Origin of the sequence: Sphingobium sufflavum, assembly GCF_021403115.1 — a bacterium.
In the GTDB taxonomy this organism is placed as follows: Bacteria; Pseudomonadota; Alphaproteobacteria; order Sphingomonadales; family Sphingomonadaceae; genus Sphingobium; species Sphingobium sufflavum.
Genome location: NZ_JAJSSH010000008.1, coordinates 81,967 through 102,123 on the forward strand (window position 1 = coordinate 81,967; position 20,157 = coordinate 102,123).

Consider the following 20,157-nt stretch of genomic DNA (forward strand, 5'->3'; position numbering starts at 1 on the left):
CTTCCCTTACGGAGACCTTGAGATGAAACGCGCTATTCTGGCCGCCATGCTGCTGGCCCCCGCCGCCCTGACCATATCGGGCTGCTCCACCCTCAAAGGTGCCGCTATCGGCGGCGTGGCTGGCGCCGGTGTCGCGGCCGTAACCGGCGGCAGCGTCGAAAAGGGCGCGGCGATCGGTGGTGTAGGCGGAGCCGTGGTCGGTACCGTCGCGGACTGACCGTCGCGGTTGGCCGTTATAAGCTGCCCTGTTCGTCCTGAGCCTGTCGAAGGACCGCCCTCCTTCCCTGCCACAAAGGAAGAAGAGATCCTCGACCGCTCAGTCGAACATAGCGTTTAGCCCAAACCGGCCCCCAAATCGACCATCGTGGGACATGATGGCTTTCCCTTGGATCGTCATTGCTAGCGCAGCGAAGCAATCCATCAGCACAGCCCTATGGATTACTTCGCTGCGCTCGCGCTGAAGGGGTGGGTTAATCTAACGCCATACCGCCCAAATCAAAAACTGTCCGCGACGTCCAGCAGCCGTCTCAGTTTCTTCGGCGCGGCGCTGCGCCAGCTCCGTTCCAGCCATTGCCGGACATGATCCCAATCGACGCCCTGCCGGTTGAGCCGCAACCCGATCCAGCCCGACGGGCCATAATAGGCCGGGCGGAAATAGGCGTCCGGCTCCGCGTCGATCAGCGCCGCCATCTCATCCTCGCCGCTCGTCTTGACCAGCAGGCCGATGGCGTCCGCACCATGATGGCGATTGAACAATATCGCGAAGAATTTGCCGGACTTCTCGCCGCCCACGCGCCAGCCCGGCGATCCATGGGCCGCGCGCGCGCTCGTCTCCGGCAAGGCCAGCGCCAGTTCGCCGATCCGCGCCTCAATCCACGCCGGATCGCTCTCGCGTGAGACATACGCCGCCAACACCCGGCTGTAGAGTTGATGCTCCGCGATCAACACCCGCGACGACAGGCTATGCTCGTCATCGCCCGGCAACACCGCCACGCGCGTCTGGCCCAGCACCGGCCCGTCATCAAGGTCTGCGGTGACGAGGTGGACGCTGCACCCGGCATGGCTGTCCCCCGCGTCGATGGCGCGTTGATGCGTGTGCAGCCCCTTGTACAGCGGCAGCAGCGACGGATGGATGTTCAGCATCCGCCCTTCCCACTTGCCCACGAACTCCGGCGTCAGGATCCGCATATAACCGGCCAGCGCCACATAATCCGCCCCGGCCGCGACGATCGCGGCATGCATTGCTGCGTCATGATCGACCCGCGTCATGCCCTTATGTGGCAGCGCATAGGTCGCAACGCCTTCCGCCGCCGCCAGTGTCAGGCCGCCCGCGTCGGGGTTGTTGGATCCCACCAGCACGATCTCATAGGGGCAGTCCTCCGCCCGGCTGGCGTAGAGCAGCGCCGCCATATTGGTCCCGCCGCCGGAGACCAGCACGGCGACGCGCGCCTTTCCCCTCACCGGGATTTCCGAGCCGCCGGACAAGACCGTCCGGCTCGAAATCCCTGTGTCAGCCATGATAGACGGCTTCCCAGTCGCCCTTGCCGCCCCATGTCTCGCCGGACCCGCGCACCGTGCACCCCTTGGTGCCCGCGACGATCCGGCCGATCCGGTGGACCATCTCACCCGCGTCCGTCACCGCCGCCGTGAAGGCCGCGACATCCGCTTCCGCCACGACCACGGCCATGCCGATGCCGCAGTTGAACGTCTTGGCCATCTCGCCCGGCTCGATATTGCCCTGCGCCTGGAGGAACGCCATCAGGCGCGGCTGCTGCCACAGGTCGGCGTCGACGATGGCGTGCAGGCCGTCGGGCAGGATGCGCGGAATATTCTCCAGCAGGCCGCCGCCCGTGATATGCGCCATGCCATGCACCCGGCCCGCGCGCACTTCCGGCAGCAGCGACTTCACATAGATGCGCGTCGGCGCCAGCAGCGCGTCGATCAGGAGCACCTCCTGATCGAACAGGGCGGGCCGCTCCAGTTTCCAGCCCCGATCCGCCGCCAGACGCCGCACCAGCGAATAGCCGTTGGAATGGACACCCGACGAGGCAAGGCCGAGGATGACGTCACCCTCCGCCACCTTGTCGGCGGTCAGCACCTGGTCGCGCTCCACCGCGCCGACGCAGAAACCGGCCAGGTCATAGTCGCCCGCCGCATACATGCCCGGCATCTCCGCCGTCTCGCCGCCGATCAGCGCACAACCCGCCTGCTTGCACCCTTCCGCGATGCCCGCGATCACCGTCTCCGCCACGCCATTGTCCAGCTTGCCGGTCGCGAAATAGTCGAGGAAGAAAAGCGGCTCCGCACCCTGCACGATCAGGTCGTTCGCGCACATGGCAACCAGGTCGATGCCGACCGTGTCATGCCGATTCGTGTCGATGGCGAGCTTGAGCTTGGTGCCCACCCCGTCATTGGCCGCGACCAGCAGCGGGTCGGTAAAGCCCGCCGCCTTCAGGTCGAAAAAGCCGCCAAACCCGCCGAGATCGGCGTTTGCACCGGGCCTGCGCGTCGCCTTGGCGAGCGGCGCGATGGCGCGGACGAGGGCGTTGCCGGCGGCGATGTCCACGCCCGCCTGCGCATAGGTGTAGCCCGTAGGCTTGCTGTCTTTGGAATCCATGGACCGCCCTTACCAAATCGGGCTTGGTTTTCCAGCCCAATGCCGCCAAAAGGACGCCGTGATACGCACCCTGCCCGCCATCCGGCCCGTTCCGATCGTCGCATCGCTGCTCCTCGCCGCCGCTGGCGCGATCCTGATCGCCCAGATAGAGGGCGAACGCGGCATCGCGCCCATCGCCAGCAGCGCGGATTTCGAGGTGCGGGACATCGACGTCGATGTCTATGGCGGCACCGCCGACAGCGCCCGCGTGACCGGCTGGAAACTGGCGCAACGGCTGGCCTGGCGCAAGCTGACGCAGACGACCAATGGCGGCGCGGGCGGCTCGCTCCCCGATTCGGCGCTCGATTCCATGGTCTCCGCTATCGAGGTGCAGAAGGAGCAGATCGGCCCCAACCGCTATATCGCGCGCCTGACCGTCCTGTTCGACCGCGCCCGCGCGGGGCAGGCGCTGGGCGTGTCGGGCCAGTCGATGCATTCCCCGCCGCTCCTCGTCCTGCCGGTCCTGACCGAAGGGGGGACGAGCGCGATGTTCGAATATCCCACCGAATGGCAACGGGCATGGGCGCTGTTTCGCACGGCGGACAGCGCCATCGACTATGTCCGCACGTCGGGCGCGGGCGCGGACCCGATGCTGCTCAACGCCGGGCAGGTCACGCGGCGCGGGCGCAACTGGTGGCGGACGCTCCTCGACCTTTATGGCGCGGCCGATGTCATCATGCCGCTCGCCCGGATCGAGCGGCTGTCGCCCAACGGCCCCGTCGTCGGCCGATTCGCCGCCCGTTACGGGCCGGACAATCGCTACATCGGCGGTTTCACCCTGCGCGTCGAAAAGCCCGCTGACATTCCCGCGATGATGGCGCAGGCCGTCAAGCGCATGGACGAACTCTATACCCAGGCCCTCATCAGCGGCGTGCTGCGCCCCGATCCCTCCCTCGTCATCGAGGAACCGATCAGCAACGAGGCCGTCGACGACGCCGCACAGGCTGCCGGCATCACCGAATATGTGCCCGCCGACACCGGCCCGGCGACCGGCGGGACGACGACGACCTATCTCATCCAGTATGACACGCCCAATGTCGGATCGGTCGGCCAGGGTGAGACGATCTTGCGCTCCATCCCCGGCGTCCGCTCCGCCACCACCACCAGCCTGGCGCTGGGCGGCACGTCCGTGATGCAGGTGGCGTTCGGCCAGTCCATCGAGGAACTGCGCATCGCCCTCGCAGCGCGGGGCTATACCGTGCAGGGGTCGGGCACCACGCTGCGTATCGTCCGCCGCACCGCCGCCCCGGCCGGAGAACTGGAGTGACCCAGCTCCCGCTTCCCATCGACTGGAGAAGCAGCGGCCAGCATAGCGCGATCATCGTGGGGGACGGCAATCGCGACGCGGTGGAGTTGCTCTCCCGCCCGGATTTGTGGCCGTCCCATTGCACCCTGCTGGTCGGTCCGCCGCGTTCGGGCCGCTCCATCATCGCCGCCGGCATCGCCGCACAGGGGCTGGCGGACGTGATCGACGACGCCGACCGGCAGGACGAGGCCACCCTCTTCCACCGCTGGAACGGCGCGCGGGAGGTGGGGCGTCGCCTCATCCTTGTCGCCGCCGACGCGCCGCCGCGCTGGGCCATCGCCCTGCCCGACCTGCGCTCGCGCCTGTCCGCCGCCGGTGTCGCGCGTATCGCCGCGCCGGACGAGGCGATGGTCGAGGCGATGATCGCGCAGGGCCTGTCCGAATCGGGCACCGCCTTCGCCCCCGACGTGCCCCGCTATCTGGCCCCGCGCCTGCCGCGATGCTATCAGTCGGTGGAGGCCGCGGTCACCGCGCTCACCGGCGACTCCTTGTCTTCTGCGCGCAAGATTTCGCTGCCAAGGGCAAAACAGGTGCTGGAGGGACAGATGCTGGAGGGGGTTCCTCTCCTCACCCCGGACTGACAGCCACAGCGCGCCCGCCGGGTTGCCGATGGACCCATGCCGTCGAACGCCCGTTATGCCGCCCGTTATGTAGAAGGAACCGATTGTGGCAGAGGCCGATCCCAACTTGCTCCATGGCGTCGCGGGCGACCGCTATTTCAACCGGGAGCAAAGCTGGCTGAAATTCAACGAGCGCGTGCTGGAGGAGGCGAGCAACCCCGCCCATCCCCTGCTGGAACGGCTGCGCTTCCTCTCCATCTCCGGGGCCAACCTCGATGAATTCTTCATGGTCCGCGTCGCGGGCCTCAAGGGCCAGTTGAAGGAGGATGTCGACCTGCGCTCCGCCGACGGGTTGACCACCTTACAACAACTTGCCGCCATCGGCAGCGAGGCGGACAAGCTGATGACGGAGCAGCAGCGCGTCTGGCACGTCCTGCGGGACGAGATGATCGCGGCCGGCGTCACCGTCCTGACCGAGGAAGCGATCGGCGCCGAGTCCGAGAAATGGCTCCGCACCCATTTCCAGAGCCAGATATTCCCGGTCCTGACGCCGCAGGCGCTGGACCCCGCGCATCCCTTTCCCTTCATCCCCAACCGCGGCCTGTGCCTCTTCTTCGACCTCACCCGCCTGTCGGACGGGGAACAGGTGCAGGAACTGGTGATCCTGCCCCACACCCTGCCCCGCTTCATCCGCCTGCCCTCCGAATCCGGGTGCGACGCGGGCTGCCATATCGCGCTGGAAACGATGATCCGGCACTTCTCCAATCTGCTGTTCCCCGGCTTCCGCATCAACGACAGCGTCCTGTTCCGCATCCTGCGCGACAGCGACATCGAGCTTGAGGAAGAGGCGGAGGATCTCGTCCGCTATTACCGCACCGCCATCAAGCGCCGCCGCCGGGGCCGGGTCATCCGGCTGGAGATCGACAAGGGCGTGACGGCGGCGGTGGAGGATCTGCTTCAGACCATGCTTCAGGGCGACGATGCGACGGCGGTGGAGATCGGCGGCTTCATCGGCGTCAGCGACCTTGCCCTGCTGGTGGACGAGGACCGGCCCGACCTCAAATTCGTCGCCTTCTCCCCCCGCTTCCCGGAGCGCATCCGCGAATTCGGCGGCGATTGCTTCGCCGCGATCAAGGCCAAGGACATCGTCGTCCACCACCCCTATGAAAGTTTCGACGTCGTCGTCGCCTTCCTCAATCAGGCGGCGGCCGACCCGGACGTGGTGGCGATCAAGCAGACCCTCTATCGTGCGGGCAAGCAGTCCGCCGTCATCCGCGCTCTGATCGACGCGGCGGAGGCGGGGAAGTCCGTCACCGCCGTCGTCGAGCTGAAGGCCCGCTTCGATGAGGAACAGAACCTGCTGTGGGCCAGCGCGCTGGAGCGGGCGGGCGTGCAGGTCGTCTATGGCTTCATCGAATGGAAGACCCACGCCAAGATTTCGATGGTCATCCGGCGGGAGGCAGACCAGTTCCGCACCTATTGCCACTTCGGCACCGGCAATTACCATCCGGTCACGGCGCGCATCTACACCGACCTCAGCTTCTTCACCGCCGATCCGCGCGCGGGGCAGGATGCCGCCGCCATCTTCAACTATATCACCGGCTATGTCGAACCGACGAACATGCAGCTTCTCAGCATGTCGCCGCTGACCCTGCGCGACCGGCTGACCGACCATATCGACGCGGAGATCGGCTTTGCCCGCGCGGGCAAGCCCGCCAGCATCTGGGCCAAGATGAACAGCCTCGTCGATCCGGCGATCATCGAGAAACTCTATGCCGCCAGCGCAGCGGGCGTGGAGATCGACCTGATCGTGCGCGGCATCTGCTGCCTGCGCCCCGGCGTGCCGGGCCTGTCGGAAAATATCCGGGTCCGCTCCGTGATCGGCCGTTTCCTGGAACACAGCCGTATCGTCGCCTTTGGCAATGGCCGCGCCCTGCCCAATGACAAGGCCAAGGTGTTCATCAGCTCCGCCGACTGGATGCCGCGCAATTTCGACCGGCGGGTGGAATATATGCTGCCCATCGAAAACCCCACCGTCCATGACCAGATCCTCGATCAGGTGCTGGTCGCCAATCTCCTCGACAATGAACAAAGCTGGGAACTGGAGCCGGACGGCAGCTACAACCGGGTTCCCCTCGACGGAAAGCCTTTCAACCTGCACACCTATTTCATGACCAACCCGTCCCTGTCGGGTCGCGGTGCCGCGCTGCGCAACAGCGAGGCCGTGCCGACGCTCACCCTGCGCCGCCGCACACGGGCGGACTGACCCGCATGAGCCTTCTCGACCGTATCACCCGCGAACCGTCGCACCCGGACATGCGCGATCAGGTGCTGGACCCGTTCCACCGCATCGCCATCATCGACATCGGCTCCAACAGCGTGCGCCTCGTCGTCTATGACGGGCCGCGCCGCATCCCCTTCACCCTGTTCAATGAGAAGATACTCGCGGGGCTGGGCGCGGACATCGGCACCACGGGCCGCATCGGCCAGGCGGCGATGGAGCGCGGCCTGCGCGCCCTCATCCGTTTCCAGCGCCTGTGCCGGGACATGGAGGTGACGGACATTCGCTGCGTCGCCACCGCCGCCGTGCGGGAGGCCAGCAATGGGCCGGAATTCGTCGCCCGCGTGCAGGAAATCGGCCTGCCCGTCCGCATCCTGTCGGGGGAGGAGGAGGGGCATACCTCCGCCGCCGGTCTGGTGTCCGGTATGCCCGACGCCGACGGCATCATGGGCGATCTGGGCGGGGGCAGCCTTGAACTGGTGCGCATCCGGGGCGGACAGGTGCTGCAATCCGTCTCCATCCCCCTTGGCGTGCTGCGCGTGCGGGAAGTGCGGGCGCGCGGCAAGGGCACGCTGGCCCGCACCCTCTCCGCCATGCTGACTGCGGCGGGATGGCAGGAGGAGGATGCCGGCCTCCCCTTCTACATGGTCGGCGGCAGCTGGCGGTCGCTGGCGCGGCTCGACATGCATCTGCGCGCTTATCCGCTGCCGATCTTCCACAATTATGAGCTGACCCCCGCGCGCATCCCCACGCTGTCCCGCACCCTCACCACCATGGACAAGGCCGCGATCAAGGCGCTGCCCTACATGTCCGGCGGCCGCATCCCGACCCTGCCCGACGCCGCCGCGCTGCTGGGCGAAGTCATCACGCGGCTGGGGTCGAGCAAGCTGGTCGTTTCCTCCTACGGCCTGCGCGAAGGATTGCTCTATCAGGATCTGCCGCAGGACGTGTCCGCGCAAGACCCTCTCCTCGTGGCGACACGGGCGGAGGGCGACGCGCAGGGGCGCTTCCTCGGTCATGGCGACCTGATCGAACGCTGGACCGCGCCGCTCTTTGCCGACGATCCCGCTCCGCTGCGCCGCATCCGCCATGCCGCCTGCCTGCTCGCCGATGTCGGCTGGCGCGCCAACCCGGATTTTCGCGCCGAACGCGGGCTGGAGACGGCGCTCCACGGCAATTGGGTGGGAATCACCGCGCCGGAACGGGCGATGCTGGCGCAGGCGCTCTACACCAGCCTGGGCGGCGGCGATGCGGCCACCGCCGAACTGCAAAAGCTGGCGACGACCGAACAACTGGCCCGCGCCGCCCAATGGGGGCTGGCGATCCGTATGGCGCAGCGCCTGTCGGGCGGGGTTGCCTCCGCGCTCAACAGCGTGTCGGTCGCTCTGGACAGGGCCACTATCCTCCTGCGCGTCCCCGCAACCGACGCGGACCTGCTGGGCGAGGCGGCCGAACGCCGCCTGCGTCAACTGGCGCAGGGCATGGGTCGCGACTATCGGATCGAGCGGCTGGCGTAAGGGGTGCTGGAGGGGGGCTGGCGCGCGGTCCCGGTCAAAGCCGGATGCCTCGTTCCAGATGCCTCGTTCCAACAGTGTCATCCCGATAGCGTGGTGATGGCGAGCGTGGCGCGGCAATCCATTGGCATCGTCCTATGGATTTGCCGCGCTACGCTCGCAATGACCAAAGAGGGCAATCTGATGCCAGCGACGCCCATCGCATCCCGGTGCTAAACAGCCGCACAATATCCGGCGCAAAGATCATATGGACGTGCCGACCCGGCACCCCATCGTCCGCCTTAATGGGCCGCCATCGTCCGAAACCGCCATTTCAGCAGCGGCCGGGTCAGCAGCAGCCCCGCGATAAAGCCGCCGACATGCGCCGCCACGGCAATCTGTATGCCGCCCGCCCCGCTCATCGCAAAGCCCAGCAGCGCCTGCAACGCGATCCATCCCGCCGCCAGCCACAGCACCCGCACCACGCTGGCCGGGATCGGACCCAGCGGGCGGACATTCTGACGGCTGTACAACAGGGCATAGGTGCCCATCAGGGCGGAGATGGCGCCGCTCGCGCCCACCATGGGCACGGTGCCCATCGGATCGGCCGCCCATTGCGCCGCCGCCGCCGCATAGGCACCCACGACATAGAGGGTGACGAGCGGCCAGCGGCCCAGCACCGTCTCCACCTGCCGTCCGCAGAACAGCAGCATCAGCATGTTGAAGCCGATGTGCATCCAGCCATTGTGCAGCAACGCGGCGCTCAGCGGCGTGATCGCCAGTGGCAACCACGTAAAGGGCAGCCCCTGCGGCGCCAGCACGCCGCCGACCCGCGCCGGGATGAACCCGCCGACGATCGCCGCCACGTCCAGAAACCCGCCCAGCTCCGTCAGGAGAAAGACGAGCAGCGTCGCGACCGCGATGATGTTGGTCGTGCGACCGGAGGGCAGAGTCACAGGGAAACGCCCCCTTTCGCGTATCGCCGGAACCGGCGGCGGATCAGATGAACTCGATCTTGTCGATCAGGTAGAATTTGTCGCCCGACGGCACGGTCACTTCCACCTCGTCGCCGACATTGCGGCCGATCAGCGCACGGCCCAACGGGCTGTTATAGCTGATCATGCCGCGCTTCGCGTCCGCCTCGGCCTGTCCGACGAGCTGATATTTGACCGGCTTGTCGTCCTCGTCGATCAGGGTCAGCGTCGCGCCGAACACCACCTTGTCGCCCGACAGGGTCGACGGGTCGATGACCTGCGCACGCGACAGCTTGTCCTCCAGGTCGGCGATGGTCGCCTCGACCTGTCCCTGCCGTTCCTTGGCCGCATGATATTCGGCGTTTTCGGAAAGGTCGCCATGGGCGCGCGCTTCCTCAATGGCGTCGACGATCAGTGGCCGCTCGGCCTTCAATGCCCGCAGCTGATTGGTCAGCATCTCGTGGCCAATGGCCAACATCGGCATTTTATCCATGGTCGCCATTCATTCCCCTAACCTGATACCGGCGAAAGCCCTGCCGCGGCCGAACCGCGCACCCGCCTCGCCGGGTGGCCCGCCTTCTGAAGTCTCGTGAAGCTGTCGGAAGATCAGACTTGCGGGACAGAATAATAGGATTGCAAGGCCCGTACTTCAAGGGGACGTGCACGCATTGACTCGATCGCGTCCGCAACGGCCACGCTGGCGGCCGCCGTGGTGAAGCTCGGCACCTTGAAGCGCAGGGCGCTCATGCGGATCTGCTCGCTGTCCTTGAGCGACTGCCAGCCTTCCGTCGTGTTGAAGATCAGGGCGATGTCGCCATCGGTGATCTTGTCCACGATATGGGGTCGGCCCTGCGCCACCTTGTTGGCGGTTTCCACGTCGATTCCTTCCCCGATCAGGTAACGGGCGGTGCCGCCGGTCGCCACGATGCGGAAGCCCATGGTCGCCATCTTGCGGACGGCGGGCAGGATGATCGGCTTGTCGCTGTCCTTCACCGATACGAACACCGCGCCCGACAGGGGCAACTTCACGCCCGCGCCCAACTGCGACTTGGCGAAGGCGGTCGGGAAATCATCGTCGATCCCCATCACCTCGCCGGTCGATTTCATTTCGGGCGACAGCACCGGATCGACGCCGGGGAAGCGGTTGAAGGGGAACACAGCCTCCTTCACCGCGACATGGCTGATCGCGTTGCGGTCGATTTTGGGCAGGTTGCGCAGCTTCTCGCCCGCCATCACGCGCGCGGCGATCTTGGCGATGGGCGTGCCGATGGCCTTGGCGACGAAGGGCACCGTGCGGCTGGCGCGCGGGTTGACTTCGATCAGATAGACCTTCTCGTCCTTCACCGCGAACTGGATGTTCATCAGGCCGCGCACCGACAGGGCGCGGGCCAGCACGTCTGTCTGCCGCTCGATCTCCGCGATGATCGCGTCGGAAAGGCTGTAGGGAGGCAGGGAGCAGGCGCTGTCGCCCGAATGGACGCCCGCCTCCTCGATATGTTGCAGCACGCCCGCGACGACCACATCGTCGCCATCGCACAGCGCGTCCACGTCCACCTCGACCGCATCGCGCAGATACTGGTCGATCAGCACCGGGCTATCCCCCGACACCTGCACCGCCGTCTGGATATACTGGTCCAGTTGCGCCTCGCTGTCGACGATCTCCATCGCGCGGCCGCCCAGCACGTAGGACGGACGGGTCAGCACCGGATAGCCGATGCGGGTGGCGACCGCGATCGCCTCCTCCCGGCTGCGCGCGATGCCGTTGGCGGGCTGGAGCAGGCCCAGCTTCTGGATCAGCGCGGCGAACCGCTCGCGGTCCTCCGCCAGGTCGATGGCGTCGGGCGACGTGCCCAAAATCGGGATGCCCGCCGCCTCCAGCGCGCTGGCCAGCTTCAGCGGGGTCTGCCCGCCGAACTGCACGATCACGCCGACCAGCTCGCCCTTCGACTTCTCGACATGCAGGATTTCCAGCACGTCCTCCGCCGTCAGCGGCTCAAAATACAGGCGGTCGGACGTGTCATAGTCGGTGCTCACCGTCTCCGGGTTGCAGTTGACCATGATCGTCTCATAGCCCGCGTCGTTCAGAGAGAAGCAGGCGTGACAGCAGCAATAATCGAACTCGATACCCTGTCCGATGCGGTTGGGACCGCCACCCAGGATGACGACCTTGCGGCGGTCGCTGGGCGCGCTCTCATCCTCCGGCTCACCAAATATCGGCGCTTCGTAGGTGGAGTACATATAGGGCGTCTTCGCCTCGAACTCCGCCGCGCAGGTGTCGATCCGCTTGAACACCGGCCGCACGCCCAGACGGTGGCGCAGCGCGCGCACCTCGTCCTCGGTCACGCCGCCGGTCATGGCGACCACCGCGTCGCGGATCAGGCCCGACCCACGCCGGATCGCGCTTTCCATGCCGGGCTTGAGGTGCGCGGACTGGAGCGCCAGCCACGCCAGCCGCTTGTCGGAAAAGCCCATCGACTTCAGGCGGCGCATACCGTCCGCATCCTGCGGCAGGCCGTTGGAGAGAACCTCCTTTTCCGCGTCGACAATCTCCTCCAGCCGCTCCAGGAACCAGGGATCGAACTTGGCGATAGCGTTGATCTCCGCCACGCTCAGCCCCTCGCGCAGCGCCTGCGCGGCCACCAGCAGGCGGTCCGGCGTCGGCTGGGCCAGCGCGGCGATGATGTCGTCCTTGGCCGCGCCGACCAGATGATCGACCGTGTTGAAGCCGGACAGCCCCGTCTCCAGCCCGCGCAGGGCCTTCTGCATGGATTCGTGGATGTTGCGGCCGATGGCCATCACCTCGCCCACGCTCTTCATCGCGGTGCCCAGCAGCGGCTCCGCGCCCTTGAACTTCTCGAAGGCGAAGCGGGGGATCTTCGTGACCACATAGTCGATGGTCGGCTCGAAGCTCGCCGGGGTGACGCCCGTGATGTCGTTGGTGATCTCGTCCAGCGTGTATCCGACCGCCAGCTTCGCCGCGACCTTGGCGATGGGAAAGCCTGTCGCCTTGGACGCCAGCGCCGACGACCGCGACACGCGCGGGTTCATCTCGATCACGATCAGGCGGCCGTCCTTCGGGTTGACCGCGAACTGCACGTTCGACCCGCCCGTCTCCACGCCGATCTCGCGCAGCACCGCGATGCTGGCGTTGCGCATGATCTGATATTCCTTGTCGGTCAGCGTCAGCGCGGGCGCGACGGTGATGGAATCGCCCGTGTGGACGCCCATCGGATCGACATTCTCGATGGAACAGATGATGATGCAGTTATCCGCACGGTCGCGGACCACCTCCATCTCATATTCCTTCCACCCGATCAGCGATTCCTCGATCAGCACCTCGGTGGTCGGGGATGCGTCGAGGCCGCCGGTGACGATCTTGACGAACTCGTCCTTGTTATAGGCGATGCCGCCGCCGGTGCCGCCCATGGTGAAGCTGGGACGGATGATCGCGGGCAGGCCGGTGAACTCCAGGCCGGCCAGCGCCTCTTCCAGCGTATGGGCGATGCGGCTGCGCGCGCTCTCCAGCCCGATCTTGTCCATCGCGTCGCGGAACTTGATGCGGTCCTCGGCCTTGTCGATCGCCTCGGCATCCGCGCCGATCATCTGCACGCCATATTTCGCCAGCGTGCCGTCGTTGAACAGCGCCAGCGCGGTGTTGAGCGCGGTCTGCCCGCCCATCGTCGGCAGCACCGCATCGGGCCGCTCCTTCTCGATGATCTTCGCCACGATTTCAGGCGTAATCGGCTCGATATAGGTGGCGTCGGCCAGTTCGGGATCGGTCATGATTGTCGCCGGATTGGAGTTGACCAGCACGATGCGATAGCCCTCTTCCTTGAGCGCCTTGATCGCCTGCGTACCCGAATAGTCGAACTCGCACGCCTGCCCGATGATGATGGGGCCTGCGCCGATGACGAGGATGGACGAGATGTCGGTTCTTTTGGGCATTACTTAGTCTCAGCCTCGTATCGTTCGTTACCTACAAACCCCATTTTCATATCGGGGAATTTGGCACGCTTTAATTCGGTCAATGTACAATCTACCACGTCGAATTTCGTCGAAGGATCAGGCTGAAACTGCAAGCCACGCTTGCCCGTCAGTTTCAGACCGGAGCGATCCAGACCGCATTTATCGGCAATTCGGTCCAGCTTGCCCTGAGTAACTGCTTCCTCCACGTGACATGCTGTTGACGCCAGCAAAAGCAATCCGGGCAGCGCATGTTTCAATGCGTTGCCCCCGTCTCCGCCTCACACCCCCAGCCGTCATATTCCACGCCGGTCATCATCTCGATCTGCACGCATTTGCGCGCCAGGCTTCGGATCGATTCCTCGTCCACCGCCTGCTCGCACTCCAGGAACAGGTAGAGTTCGCCGTCCTCGCCGACTTCCCGGTCCAGTTCGACGAAGCCGAACAGGATCGCGATCTCCAGCACGCGGTCGAACTGCTCGTCCGTGCCGCGAAAGCTGACGTCGATCAGGCGCGGGATGTCCGCCCGGTCGCCATTTTCGGCCAGGCTGGCGAGCACCGACCTGTCGGCCTCCCACTCCTCTTCCAGCCGCGCCGGATCGACCTTGGGCAGTTTGGTGCTCATGCGATCAGGCCACCAGACCCGCGAAGGTCGCTTCCCAATAGGGATCGTCGATCGTCGGCGCTTTCGCCACGACGGGATCGGCGGCCTTCAGGCCGGCCAGAATCTCGCGGTAACGGTCGGTCTGGAACTGGTGCATCACCCCGCCGAACTTGTCCTCCTTGGTGGAGAATCCGCCGTCCGCGATCAGCGTGCCGACAAACTGCTCCGCACCCGGGCGCGCCGCCGCGCCGACCTTGCGGCCGAACTTGCGGGTCGCGATCTTCATCTTGTCCTCGACCGAATCGATGATGGCGTTGCGCGGGAAGAAGCGGCCCGCGATGTTCAGCTCCTCCGCCGGGCCGGCCAGATAATAGGCCAGGACATGGCTCTCCAGATCGTTCAGGCTCATGCCAGTCCTTCCACAAATTTCGTGAACAGATAAAAGCTGTCCTGCGGCCCCGGCGAGGCTTCCGGATGATATTGCACGCCGAACGCGCGCTTGTCCGTAAAGGCGATGCCGCAGTTGGAACCGTCGAACAGGCTCACATGCGTCTCCACCACATTGGCGGGCAGCGTGTCCTTGTCGACCGCAAAGCCGTGGTTCATCGACGTGATCTCGACCACGCCATCGTCCAGCCGCTTGACCGGATGGTTCGCACCGCGATGGCCCTGATGCATCTTGCTGGTCTTGGCGCCCGCCGCCAGCGCCAGCATCTGATGGCCCAGGCAGATGCCGAACAGCGGCACGTCGTCGGCCAGCAACGCCTTGATGACCGGCACGGCATAGACGCCGGTCGCCGCCGGATCGCCCGGACCGTTGGACAGGAACACGCCCGCCGGGTTCAGCGCCCGAACCTGCTCGACCGTCGCGGTCGCGGGCAACACGGTCACGCGCGCGCCCGCCTTCACCAGATTGCGGAAGATATTATGCTTCGCCCCGAAATCGAGCGCGACCACATGCGGCGCGTCGGCGGCGCTGGCGTTGAGGTGATAGCCCTCGCCCCGCGTCCACGACCCGTCGGCCCAGGGCCGCTCCGCACCCGTCACCTCGATGGCCAGGTCCATGCCCTCCAGCCCCGGCCAGCCCTGCGCCTTCGCATGCAGCGCGGCGAGGTCAAACGCGCCGTCCGGGTCATGGGCCAGCACCGCATTGGGCGCGCCCTTCTCGCGGATCAGGCGGGTCAGCGCGCGGGTGTCCACGCCCGACAGGCCGATGCGGCCATGCGCGGTCAGCCATTCGTCGAACGGCTGCACGTTGCGGAAATTGCTGGGCGCGGTCACGTCCTGCCGCACGATGCAGCCGAGGGCGAAGGGATTGTCCGCCTCCACATCGTCCAGGTTGGTGCCGACATTGCCGATGTGCGGAAAGGTGAAATTAATGATCTGGCCCGCAAAGCTGGGGTCGGTCATGATCTCCTGATAGCCGGTCATGGCGGTGTGGAAGCACAGTTCGCCCACCGCTTCGCCCACGGCGCCGAATCCACGGCCGAACACCACATGGCCGTCAGCCAGAACCAATACACCCGTCGCTCCCTTGGGCACGGCGGGGTAGGTGGCGTGAGCCATGGCAAGAATCCTTCTGCTTTTGCTTTTAAATCGGTTTTGGGAAGCCGCGCCGTGGCACAGGCTAAACGGCCGGTGAACTAGGCCCGTCGGCCATGCGGGTCAATCTATTAAACGCTCGCGGGATGCGCTATGCCTCCGCCTTTCCGGTTCAGCTTCACAAGGACATAGCCGCCGCCATGATTCGCGACGCAATAAAGGCCGCCCAGATCAGTTCGATGAAGGCCGGGGACAAGGAAACACTGGCCGCCGTGCGCCTGATCCTCGCCAAGCTGAAGGACCGCGACATCGAATTGCGCGTCGCCACGACCCAGCCGGACGACGACACCACCGTGGTCGAGGTGCTGCAAAAAATGGTCAAGCAGCGCCGCGAATCGATCACCATGTTCACCGACGCGGGCCGCACCGAATTGGCCGCGAAGGAACAGGCGGAGATCGTCGTGATCGAGGGCTTCCTGCCGCAGCAATTGTCGGAAGACGAGACCCGCGCCGCGATCGAGGGGATCAAGGCGGAAGTCGGCGCATCCTCGGTCAAGGACATGGGCCGCGTCATGGCGGTGCTCAAGGAACGGCACGGCAGCGTGATCGACATGGGCAAGGCCAGCGGTCTGGTGAAGGCCGCGCTGGCCTGACGCCTCCGCTGACACCGGGGCCGGTCACGGTTGCCTGTCCCGGCGGCCTGTCACGGGCACCCGATATGATTTTTCCTGTGGTTCACCGCGTTTGACCCATCGCGGTGAACCCAATAGTCTGGTATACTTATAGGCATGTCGCTCTCACCCCAGTTTCTTGACGAGGTCCGCGCGCGCACGACGCTGTCGACGCTCATCGGCAAGAGCATCAAGGTGCAGAAGGCGGGGCGGGAATATAAGGCGTGCTGCCCCTTCCATAATGAGAAGACGCCCAGCTTCACGATCAACGACGAGAAGGGCTTCTACCACTGCTTCGGCTGCGGCGAGCATGGCGACGCCATCCGCTGGATGACGGAGCAGCGCGGCCTGACCTTCCTGGATGCGGTGAAGGAACTGGCCGAGGGCGCGGGCCTCGCCCTGCCCGCTCCCGACCCTCATGCCGCCCGCCGTGCCGAGGCAGCGAAGACGCTGCACGACGTGATGGCGGCGGCACAGGCCTGGTTCGTCGAGCAGTTGAACGGGCTGGAGGGTGCGGAGGCGCGCGCCTATCTCGACAAGCGCGGCATGACCGCCGCGACGGTGAAGGATTTCGGCTTCGGCTACGCCCCCGATTCGCGCGGCAAGCTGAAGGCCGCGCTCAAGGAATTCGACGAGAGCCTGCTGGTCGAGGCGGGGATGCTCATCCAGCCCGAAGCGCAGCCGGACGGCGGCGACGCGAAGCGCAAGCGGGAGAGCTACGACCGGTTCCGCGGGCGGCTGATGATCCCCATCCGCGACGCGCGCGGCCGGGTGATCGCCTTTGGCGGCCGCATATTGGGCGCGGGCGAGCCGAAATATCTCAACTCGCCGGACACGCCCCTCTTCGACAAGGGCCGCACGCTCTACAATCTGGACAAGGCCGCACCCGCCGCGCGCAAGTCCGACCGCATGATCGTGGTCGAGGGCTATATGGACGCCATCGCCCTGTCGCAGGCGGGCTTTACCGATGTCGTCGCCCCGCTCGGCACCGCGCTGACGGAGAACCAGATCGAGAAGCTCTGGTCGATGGTGGAGACGCCGACACTGTGCTTCGACGGCGACAGCGCCGGGCAGAAGGCCGCGGACCGCGCCATGCTGCGCGCGCTTCCCATGCTGAAGCCGGGGCACAGCCTGTCCATCGCCTCCCTGCCGGTGGGCGTGGATCCGGACGATCTGCTGCGCCTGAAGGGCAGCGCCGCCTTCCAGATCATCCTCGACAGCGCACAGCCGCTGGCCGACCGCCTGTGGACCTATGAGGTGGCGCAGGGCGAGACGGACACGCCGGAACGCCGCGCGGGCCTGAAAGCCCGGCTCAACGAACGGGTTGGCGCAATCGGCGACACCCTCGTCAAACAGGAATATTCGAAACAGCTTCAGGACAAGTTCTTCGAGAGCTTCGGCTGGGGCTGGCGCAAGTCGGAGGTCAACGGCGTGCGCCGCGCGATCAACGACACCCGCGTGGAGGCAGGCGATTCGCGCATTGACATGCGGAGCCGGATCGAACGGAAAACCTTCCGCGCTGTCCTGCTCGGCGTGTCGCGCTGGCCGTCCCTTCTCTACGGCCACCGGGAACAGCTCCAAACGCTCAGCCTGCCGACCGCGCATCTCGCCCGCTGGCGCGACATACTGGTTTCGGCCTCTTATGAACGGCCCGCGCTTGAAGAAGACCTGATCGAGGCCATATTGGCATCATCTGACATCCAAAATTTGGAACGCAGGGATCTCCAGAACGATCTGGCTTTCTCTTTCTTTTTCAAATCGGGTGACCGCGAGACAGCGGAAGGCGATCTGAAAGAGGTTATTCAGACCTTGGTGGTTGAACAGGATTTGGCGGCAAGGCTTGCAGGCTTGGCCACTGAACCCTATGCGCCCGGACTGGATGACGCGTCATATGGGCGTAAACTGGACGAACACCACGGTCTGCTGAGGGAACTCGCGCAATATCGCGAGCGCTTATCGCTTTTAAGAGCGGATGCGGAACAGGGTCTGGCGGCGGCGTAAGGAAAAGGCATTCGATGGCGAGCAAGGCGAAACAGGTTTCAGGCGGCGACAACGGCGGCGACGACGGCGGCGAAGCGCCTCTGCTCGACCTCAACGAGGCGTCGGTCAAGAAGCTGCTCGCGAAGGCCAAGAAGCGCGGCTACCTCACCTATGACGAACTGAACAACGCCCTGCCGCAGGACCAGATGTCCTCCGAGCAGATCGAGGACGTCATGTCCGCGCTCAACGAAATGGGCGTGAACATCGTCGAGCATGACGAAAACGCCGAGGAAGGCGAAGAAAACGCCGATAACGAGGTCGAGAGCGTCGACGGCGACTCCGAGGATGACGGTTCCGGCAATGTCGCGGAAAAGAAGACCACGACGGTCGACCGCACCGACGATCCCGTCCGCATGTACCTGCGCGAGATGGGCGCGGTGGAACTGCTCAGCCGCGAGGGCGAAATCGCCATCGCCAAGCGGATCGAGGCTGGCCGCGACACGATGATCTTTGGCCTGTGCGAAAGCCCGACCACCTTCAACGCCATCATCGACTGGTCCAACGCGCTCAACAATGGCGAGATGCAACTGCGCGAGATTCTCGATCTCGACGCTATGCTCTCCAAGGATCCCGCGCCCGAAAGCCTCAATGAGGACGGCGAGGAAGCCGACGCCGAGATCAGCGAGAAGACCGCTGGCCCTTCGTTCAAGGAAGAGGAAGAGCCGGAGGAAGAGGTCGCCGCCGACGACGACGAGGATTCGATGGTCGAGCGGCGCACGCCCCGGCCCGAAGCGGACGAGGAGGAGGACAACACCCTCTCGCTCGCCGCGATGGAGGAATTGCTCAAGCCTGACGCGCTCGCCAAGTTCGCGCGCATCAAGGAATTGTTCGAGGAATTCACCAAGGTCCAGCAGGCGCGCCTGACGGCGCTGGGCAATGGCGAGGAACTGTCCAAGGCCAAGGAAGACCTCTACCACAAGCTGCGTGAGGATCTGACGGCGGAGGTGGAGAGCGTCCAGTTCCACCAGCAGAAGATCGAATATCTCGTCGACCAGCTTTATTCGTTCAACCGGCGCCTCACCGCGCTGGGCGGCCAGATGCTGCGCCTCGCGGAACGGCACAAGGTCAGCCGCAAGGATTTCCTCGACCAGTATGTGAACCATGAGCTGGACGACGGCTGGCTGGAGCGGGTCGGCAAGCTCGACAAGAAATGGACCGCCTTCGCCGCGGCGGAAGGCCCGGCCGTGGAACGCATCCGCGTCGAGGTCAGCGAGATCGCGCAGGCCAGCGGCACGTCGCTCCCCGAATTCCGCCGCATCGTGAACATGGTGCAGAAGGGCGAGCGCGAGGCGCGTCTGGCCAAGAAGGAAATGGTGGAGGCCAACCTGCGCCTCGTCATCTCCATCGCCAAGAAATACACGAACCGCGGCCTGCAATTCCTGGATCTCATCCAGGAAGGCAATATCGGCCTGATGAAGGCGGTGGACAAGTTCGAGTATCGGCGCGGCTACAAGTTCAGCACCTATGCGACCTGGTGGATCCGGCAGGCGATCACCCGCTCCATCGCGGATCAGGCGCGCACCATCCGTATCCCTGTTCACATGATCGAGACGATCAACAAGCTGGTCCGCACCAGCCGCCAGTTCCTGCACGAGCAGGGCCGCGAACCGACCCCGGAGGAGATGGCCGAGCGCCTCTCCATGCCGCTGGAGAAGGTGCGCAAGGTGATGAAGATCGCCAAGGAGCCGATCTCCCTCGAAACGCCGATCGGCGACGAGGAGGACAGCCATCTGGGCGATTTCATCGAGGACAAGAATGCGATCATCCCCGTGGATGCCGCCATTCAGGCCAACCTGAAGGAAACCGTGACGCGCGTGCTGGCGTCGCTGACCCCGCGTGAGGAGCGCGTGCTGCGTATGCGCTTCGGCATCGGCATGAACACCGATCACACGCTGGAGGAAGTGGGCCAGCAGTTCAGCGTGACCCGCGAACGCATCCGCCAGATCGAGGCGAAGGCGCTGCGCAAGCTCAAGCACCCGAGCCGCAGCCGCAAGATGCGCAGCTTCCTCGACCAGTAAGCACTGGGCAGCAGACACCGGCAGCAAGCACCGGTCGAACCGACAGATA

Annotated in this window: 17 protein-coding genes; 8 read left to right on the forward strand and 9 right to left on the reverse strand. The window is 65.5% G+C overall.

Going from position 1 to position 20,157, the window contains the following annotated elements:
* Nucleotides 1–22 precede the first annotated feature (22 nt).
* Nucleotides 23–217, forward strand: a complete 195-nt coding sequence (locus LWE61_RS12730; protein WP_234150511.1) for a hypothetical protein — start codon at nucleotides 23–25, stop codon at nucleotides 215–217.
* Nucleotides 218–495: 278 nt separating this feature from the next.
* Here LWE61_RS12730 and purN read toward each other — a convergent pair whose 3' ends face one another.
* Both purN and purM read right to left on the reverse strand, forming a co-directional pair.
* Entirely contained in the window at nucleotides 496–1,518 is a 1,023-nt protein-coding gene (purN, locus tag LWE61_RS12735) for a phosphoribosylglycinamide formyltransferase (protein ID WP_234150513.1), read from the reverse strand.
* Nucleotides 1,511–2,617 carry a phosphoribosylformylglycinamidine cyclo-ligase gene (gene purM / locus LWE61_RS12740; RefSeq protein ID WP_234150515.1) on the reverse strand — a complete coding sequence of 369 codons (1,107 nt, stop codon included), beginning with the start codon at nucleotides 2,615–2,617 and terminating at the stop codon, nucleotides 1,511–1,513. The genes purN and purM overlap by 8 nt, the downstream gene beginning before the upstream one ends.
* A gap of 58 nt (nucleotides 2,618–2,675) precedes the next feature.
* Here purM and LWE61_RS12745 point away from each other — a divergent pair, with 58 nt between their 5' ends.
* The 4 genes from LWE61_RS12745 (at nucleotide 2,676) to LWE61_RS12760 (ending at nucleotide 8,320) form a co-directional block, all read left to right on the forward strand.
* Nucleotides 2,676–3,923 (forward strand): heavy-metal-associated domain-containing protein, encoded by a 1,248-nt coding sequence (locus LWE61_RS12745; RefSeq protein ID WP_234150516.1) that lies wholly within the window; start codon nucleotides 2,676–2,678, stop codon nucleotides 3,921–3,923.
* Complete coding sequence (locus LWE61_RS12750) at nucleotides 3,920–4,543, forward strand: P-loop NTPase family protein (RefSeq protein WP_234150518.1); 624 nt, start codon at nucleotides 3,920–3,922, stop codon at nucleotides 4,541–4,543. The genes LWE61_RS12745 and LWE61_RS12750 overlap by 4 nt, the downstream gene beginning before the upstream one ends.
* Before the next feature lie 85 nt (nucleotides 4,544–4,628).
* Nucleotides 4,629–6,788 (forward strand): RNA degradosome polyphosphate kinase, encoded by a 2,160-nt coding sequence (locus LWE61_RS12755; RefSeq protein ID WP_234150520.1) that lies wholly within the window; start codon nucleotides 4,629–4,631, stop codon nucleotides 6,786–6,788.
* A 50-nt stretch (nucleotides 6,789–6,838) separates the two neighbouring features.
* Complete coding sequence (locus tag LWE61_RS12760; RefSeq protein ID WP_234150819.1) at nucleotides 6,839–8,320, forward strand: Ppx/GppA family phosphatase; 1,482 nt, start codon at nucleotides 6,839–6,841, stop codon at nucleotides 8,318–8,320.
* Nucleotides 8,321–8,598: 278 nt separating this feature from the next.
* Here LWE61_RS12760 and LWE61_RS12765 read toward each other — a convergent pair whose 3' ends face one another.
* The 7 genes from LWE61_RS12765 to carA form a co-directional block, all read right to left on the reverse strand.
* Entirely contained in the window at nucleotides 8,599–9,252 is a 654-nt protein-coding gene (locus tag LWE61_RS12765) for a rhomboid family intramembrane serine protease (protein ID WP_234150521.1), read from the reverse strand.
* Nucleotides 9,253–9,295: 43 nt separating this feature from the next.
* On the reverse strand, nucleotides 9,296–9,772 hold the full coding sequence (gene greA, locus LWE61_RS12770; RefSeq protein WP_234150523.1) for a transcription elongation factor GreA: 477 nt from the start codon (nucleotides 9,770–9,772) through the stop codon (nucleotides 9,296–9,298).
* A 104-nt stretch (nucleotides 9,773–9,876) separates the two neighbouring features.
* Nucleotides 9,877–13,215, reverse strand: coding sequence for a carbamoyl-phosphate synthase large subunit (gene carB, locus LWE61_RS12775; protein WP_234150530.1), 3,339 nt, complete (start codon nucleotides 13,213–13,215; stop codon nucleotides 9,877–9,879).
* Nucleotides 13,215–13,493 carry a hypothetical protein gene (locus LWE61_RS12780; RefSeq protein ID WP_234150532.1) on the reverse strand — a complete coding sequence of 93 codons (279 nt, stop codon included), beginning with the start codon at nucleotides 13,491–13,493 and terminating at the stop codon, nucleotides 13,215–13,217. The genes carB and LWE61_RS12780 overlap by 1 nt, the downstream gene beginning before the upstream one ends.
* On the reverse strand, nucleotides 13,490–13,858 hold the full coding sequence (locus LWE61_RS12785) for a ribonuclease E inhibitor RraB (protein ID WP_234150534.1): 369 nt from the start codon (nucleotides 13,856–13,858) through the stop codon (nucleotides 13,490–13,492). Before LWE61_RS12785 ends, LWE61_RS12780 begins: the two co-directional genes overlap by 4 nt.
* A 4-nt stretch (nucleotides 13,859–13,862) precedes the next feature.
* Nucleotides 13,863–14,246 carry a hypothetical protein gene (locus tag LWE61_RS12790; protein ID WP_234150537.1) on the reverse strand — a complete coding sequence of 128 codons (384 nt, stop codon included), beginning with the start codon at nucleotides 14,244–14,246 and terminating at the stop codon, nucleotides 13,863–13,865.
* Nucleotides 14,243–15,403, reverse strand: a complete 1,161-nt coding sequence (gene carA, locus LWE61_RS12795; RefSeq protein WP_234150539.1) for a glutamine-hydrolyzing carbamoyl-phosphate synthase small subunit — start codon at nucleotides 15,401–15,403, stop codon at nucleotides 14,243–14,245. Before carA ends, LWE61_RS12790 begins: the two co-directional genes overlap by 4 nt.
* Nucleotides 15,404–15,579: 176 nt before the next feature.
* Between carA and LWE61_RS12800 the strand changes: the two genes are divergently transcribed.
* The 3 genes from LWE61_RS12800 to rpoD all read left to right on the forward strand — a co-directional run bounded on the left by LWE61_RS12800 (nucleotide 15,580) and on the right by rpoD (nucleotide 20,108).
* Nucleotides 15,580–16,032 (forward strand): GatB/YqeY domain-containing protein, encoded by a 453-nt coding sequence (locus tag LWE61_RS12800; protein ID WP_234150541.1) that lies wholly within the window; start codon nucleotides 15,580–15,582, stop codon nucleotides 16,030–16,032.
* Between the two features lie 135 nt (nucleotides 16,033–16,167).
* Entirely contained in the window at nucleotides 16,168–18,051 is a 1,884-nt protein-coding gene (gene dnaG / locus LWE61_RS12805) for a DNA primase (protein WP_234150542.1), read from the forward strand.
* A 14-nt stretch (nucleotides 18,052–18,065) separates the two neighbouring features.
* Nucleotides 18,066–20,108, forward strand: coding sequence for an RNA polymerase sigma factor RpoD (gene rpoD / locus LWE61_RS12810; protein ID WP_234150543.1), 2,043 nt, complete (start codon nucleotides 18,066–18,068; stop codon nucleotides 20,106–20,108).
* Nucleotides 20,109–20,157 lie beyond the last annotated feature (49 nt).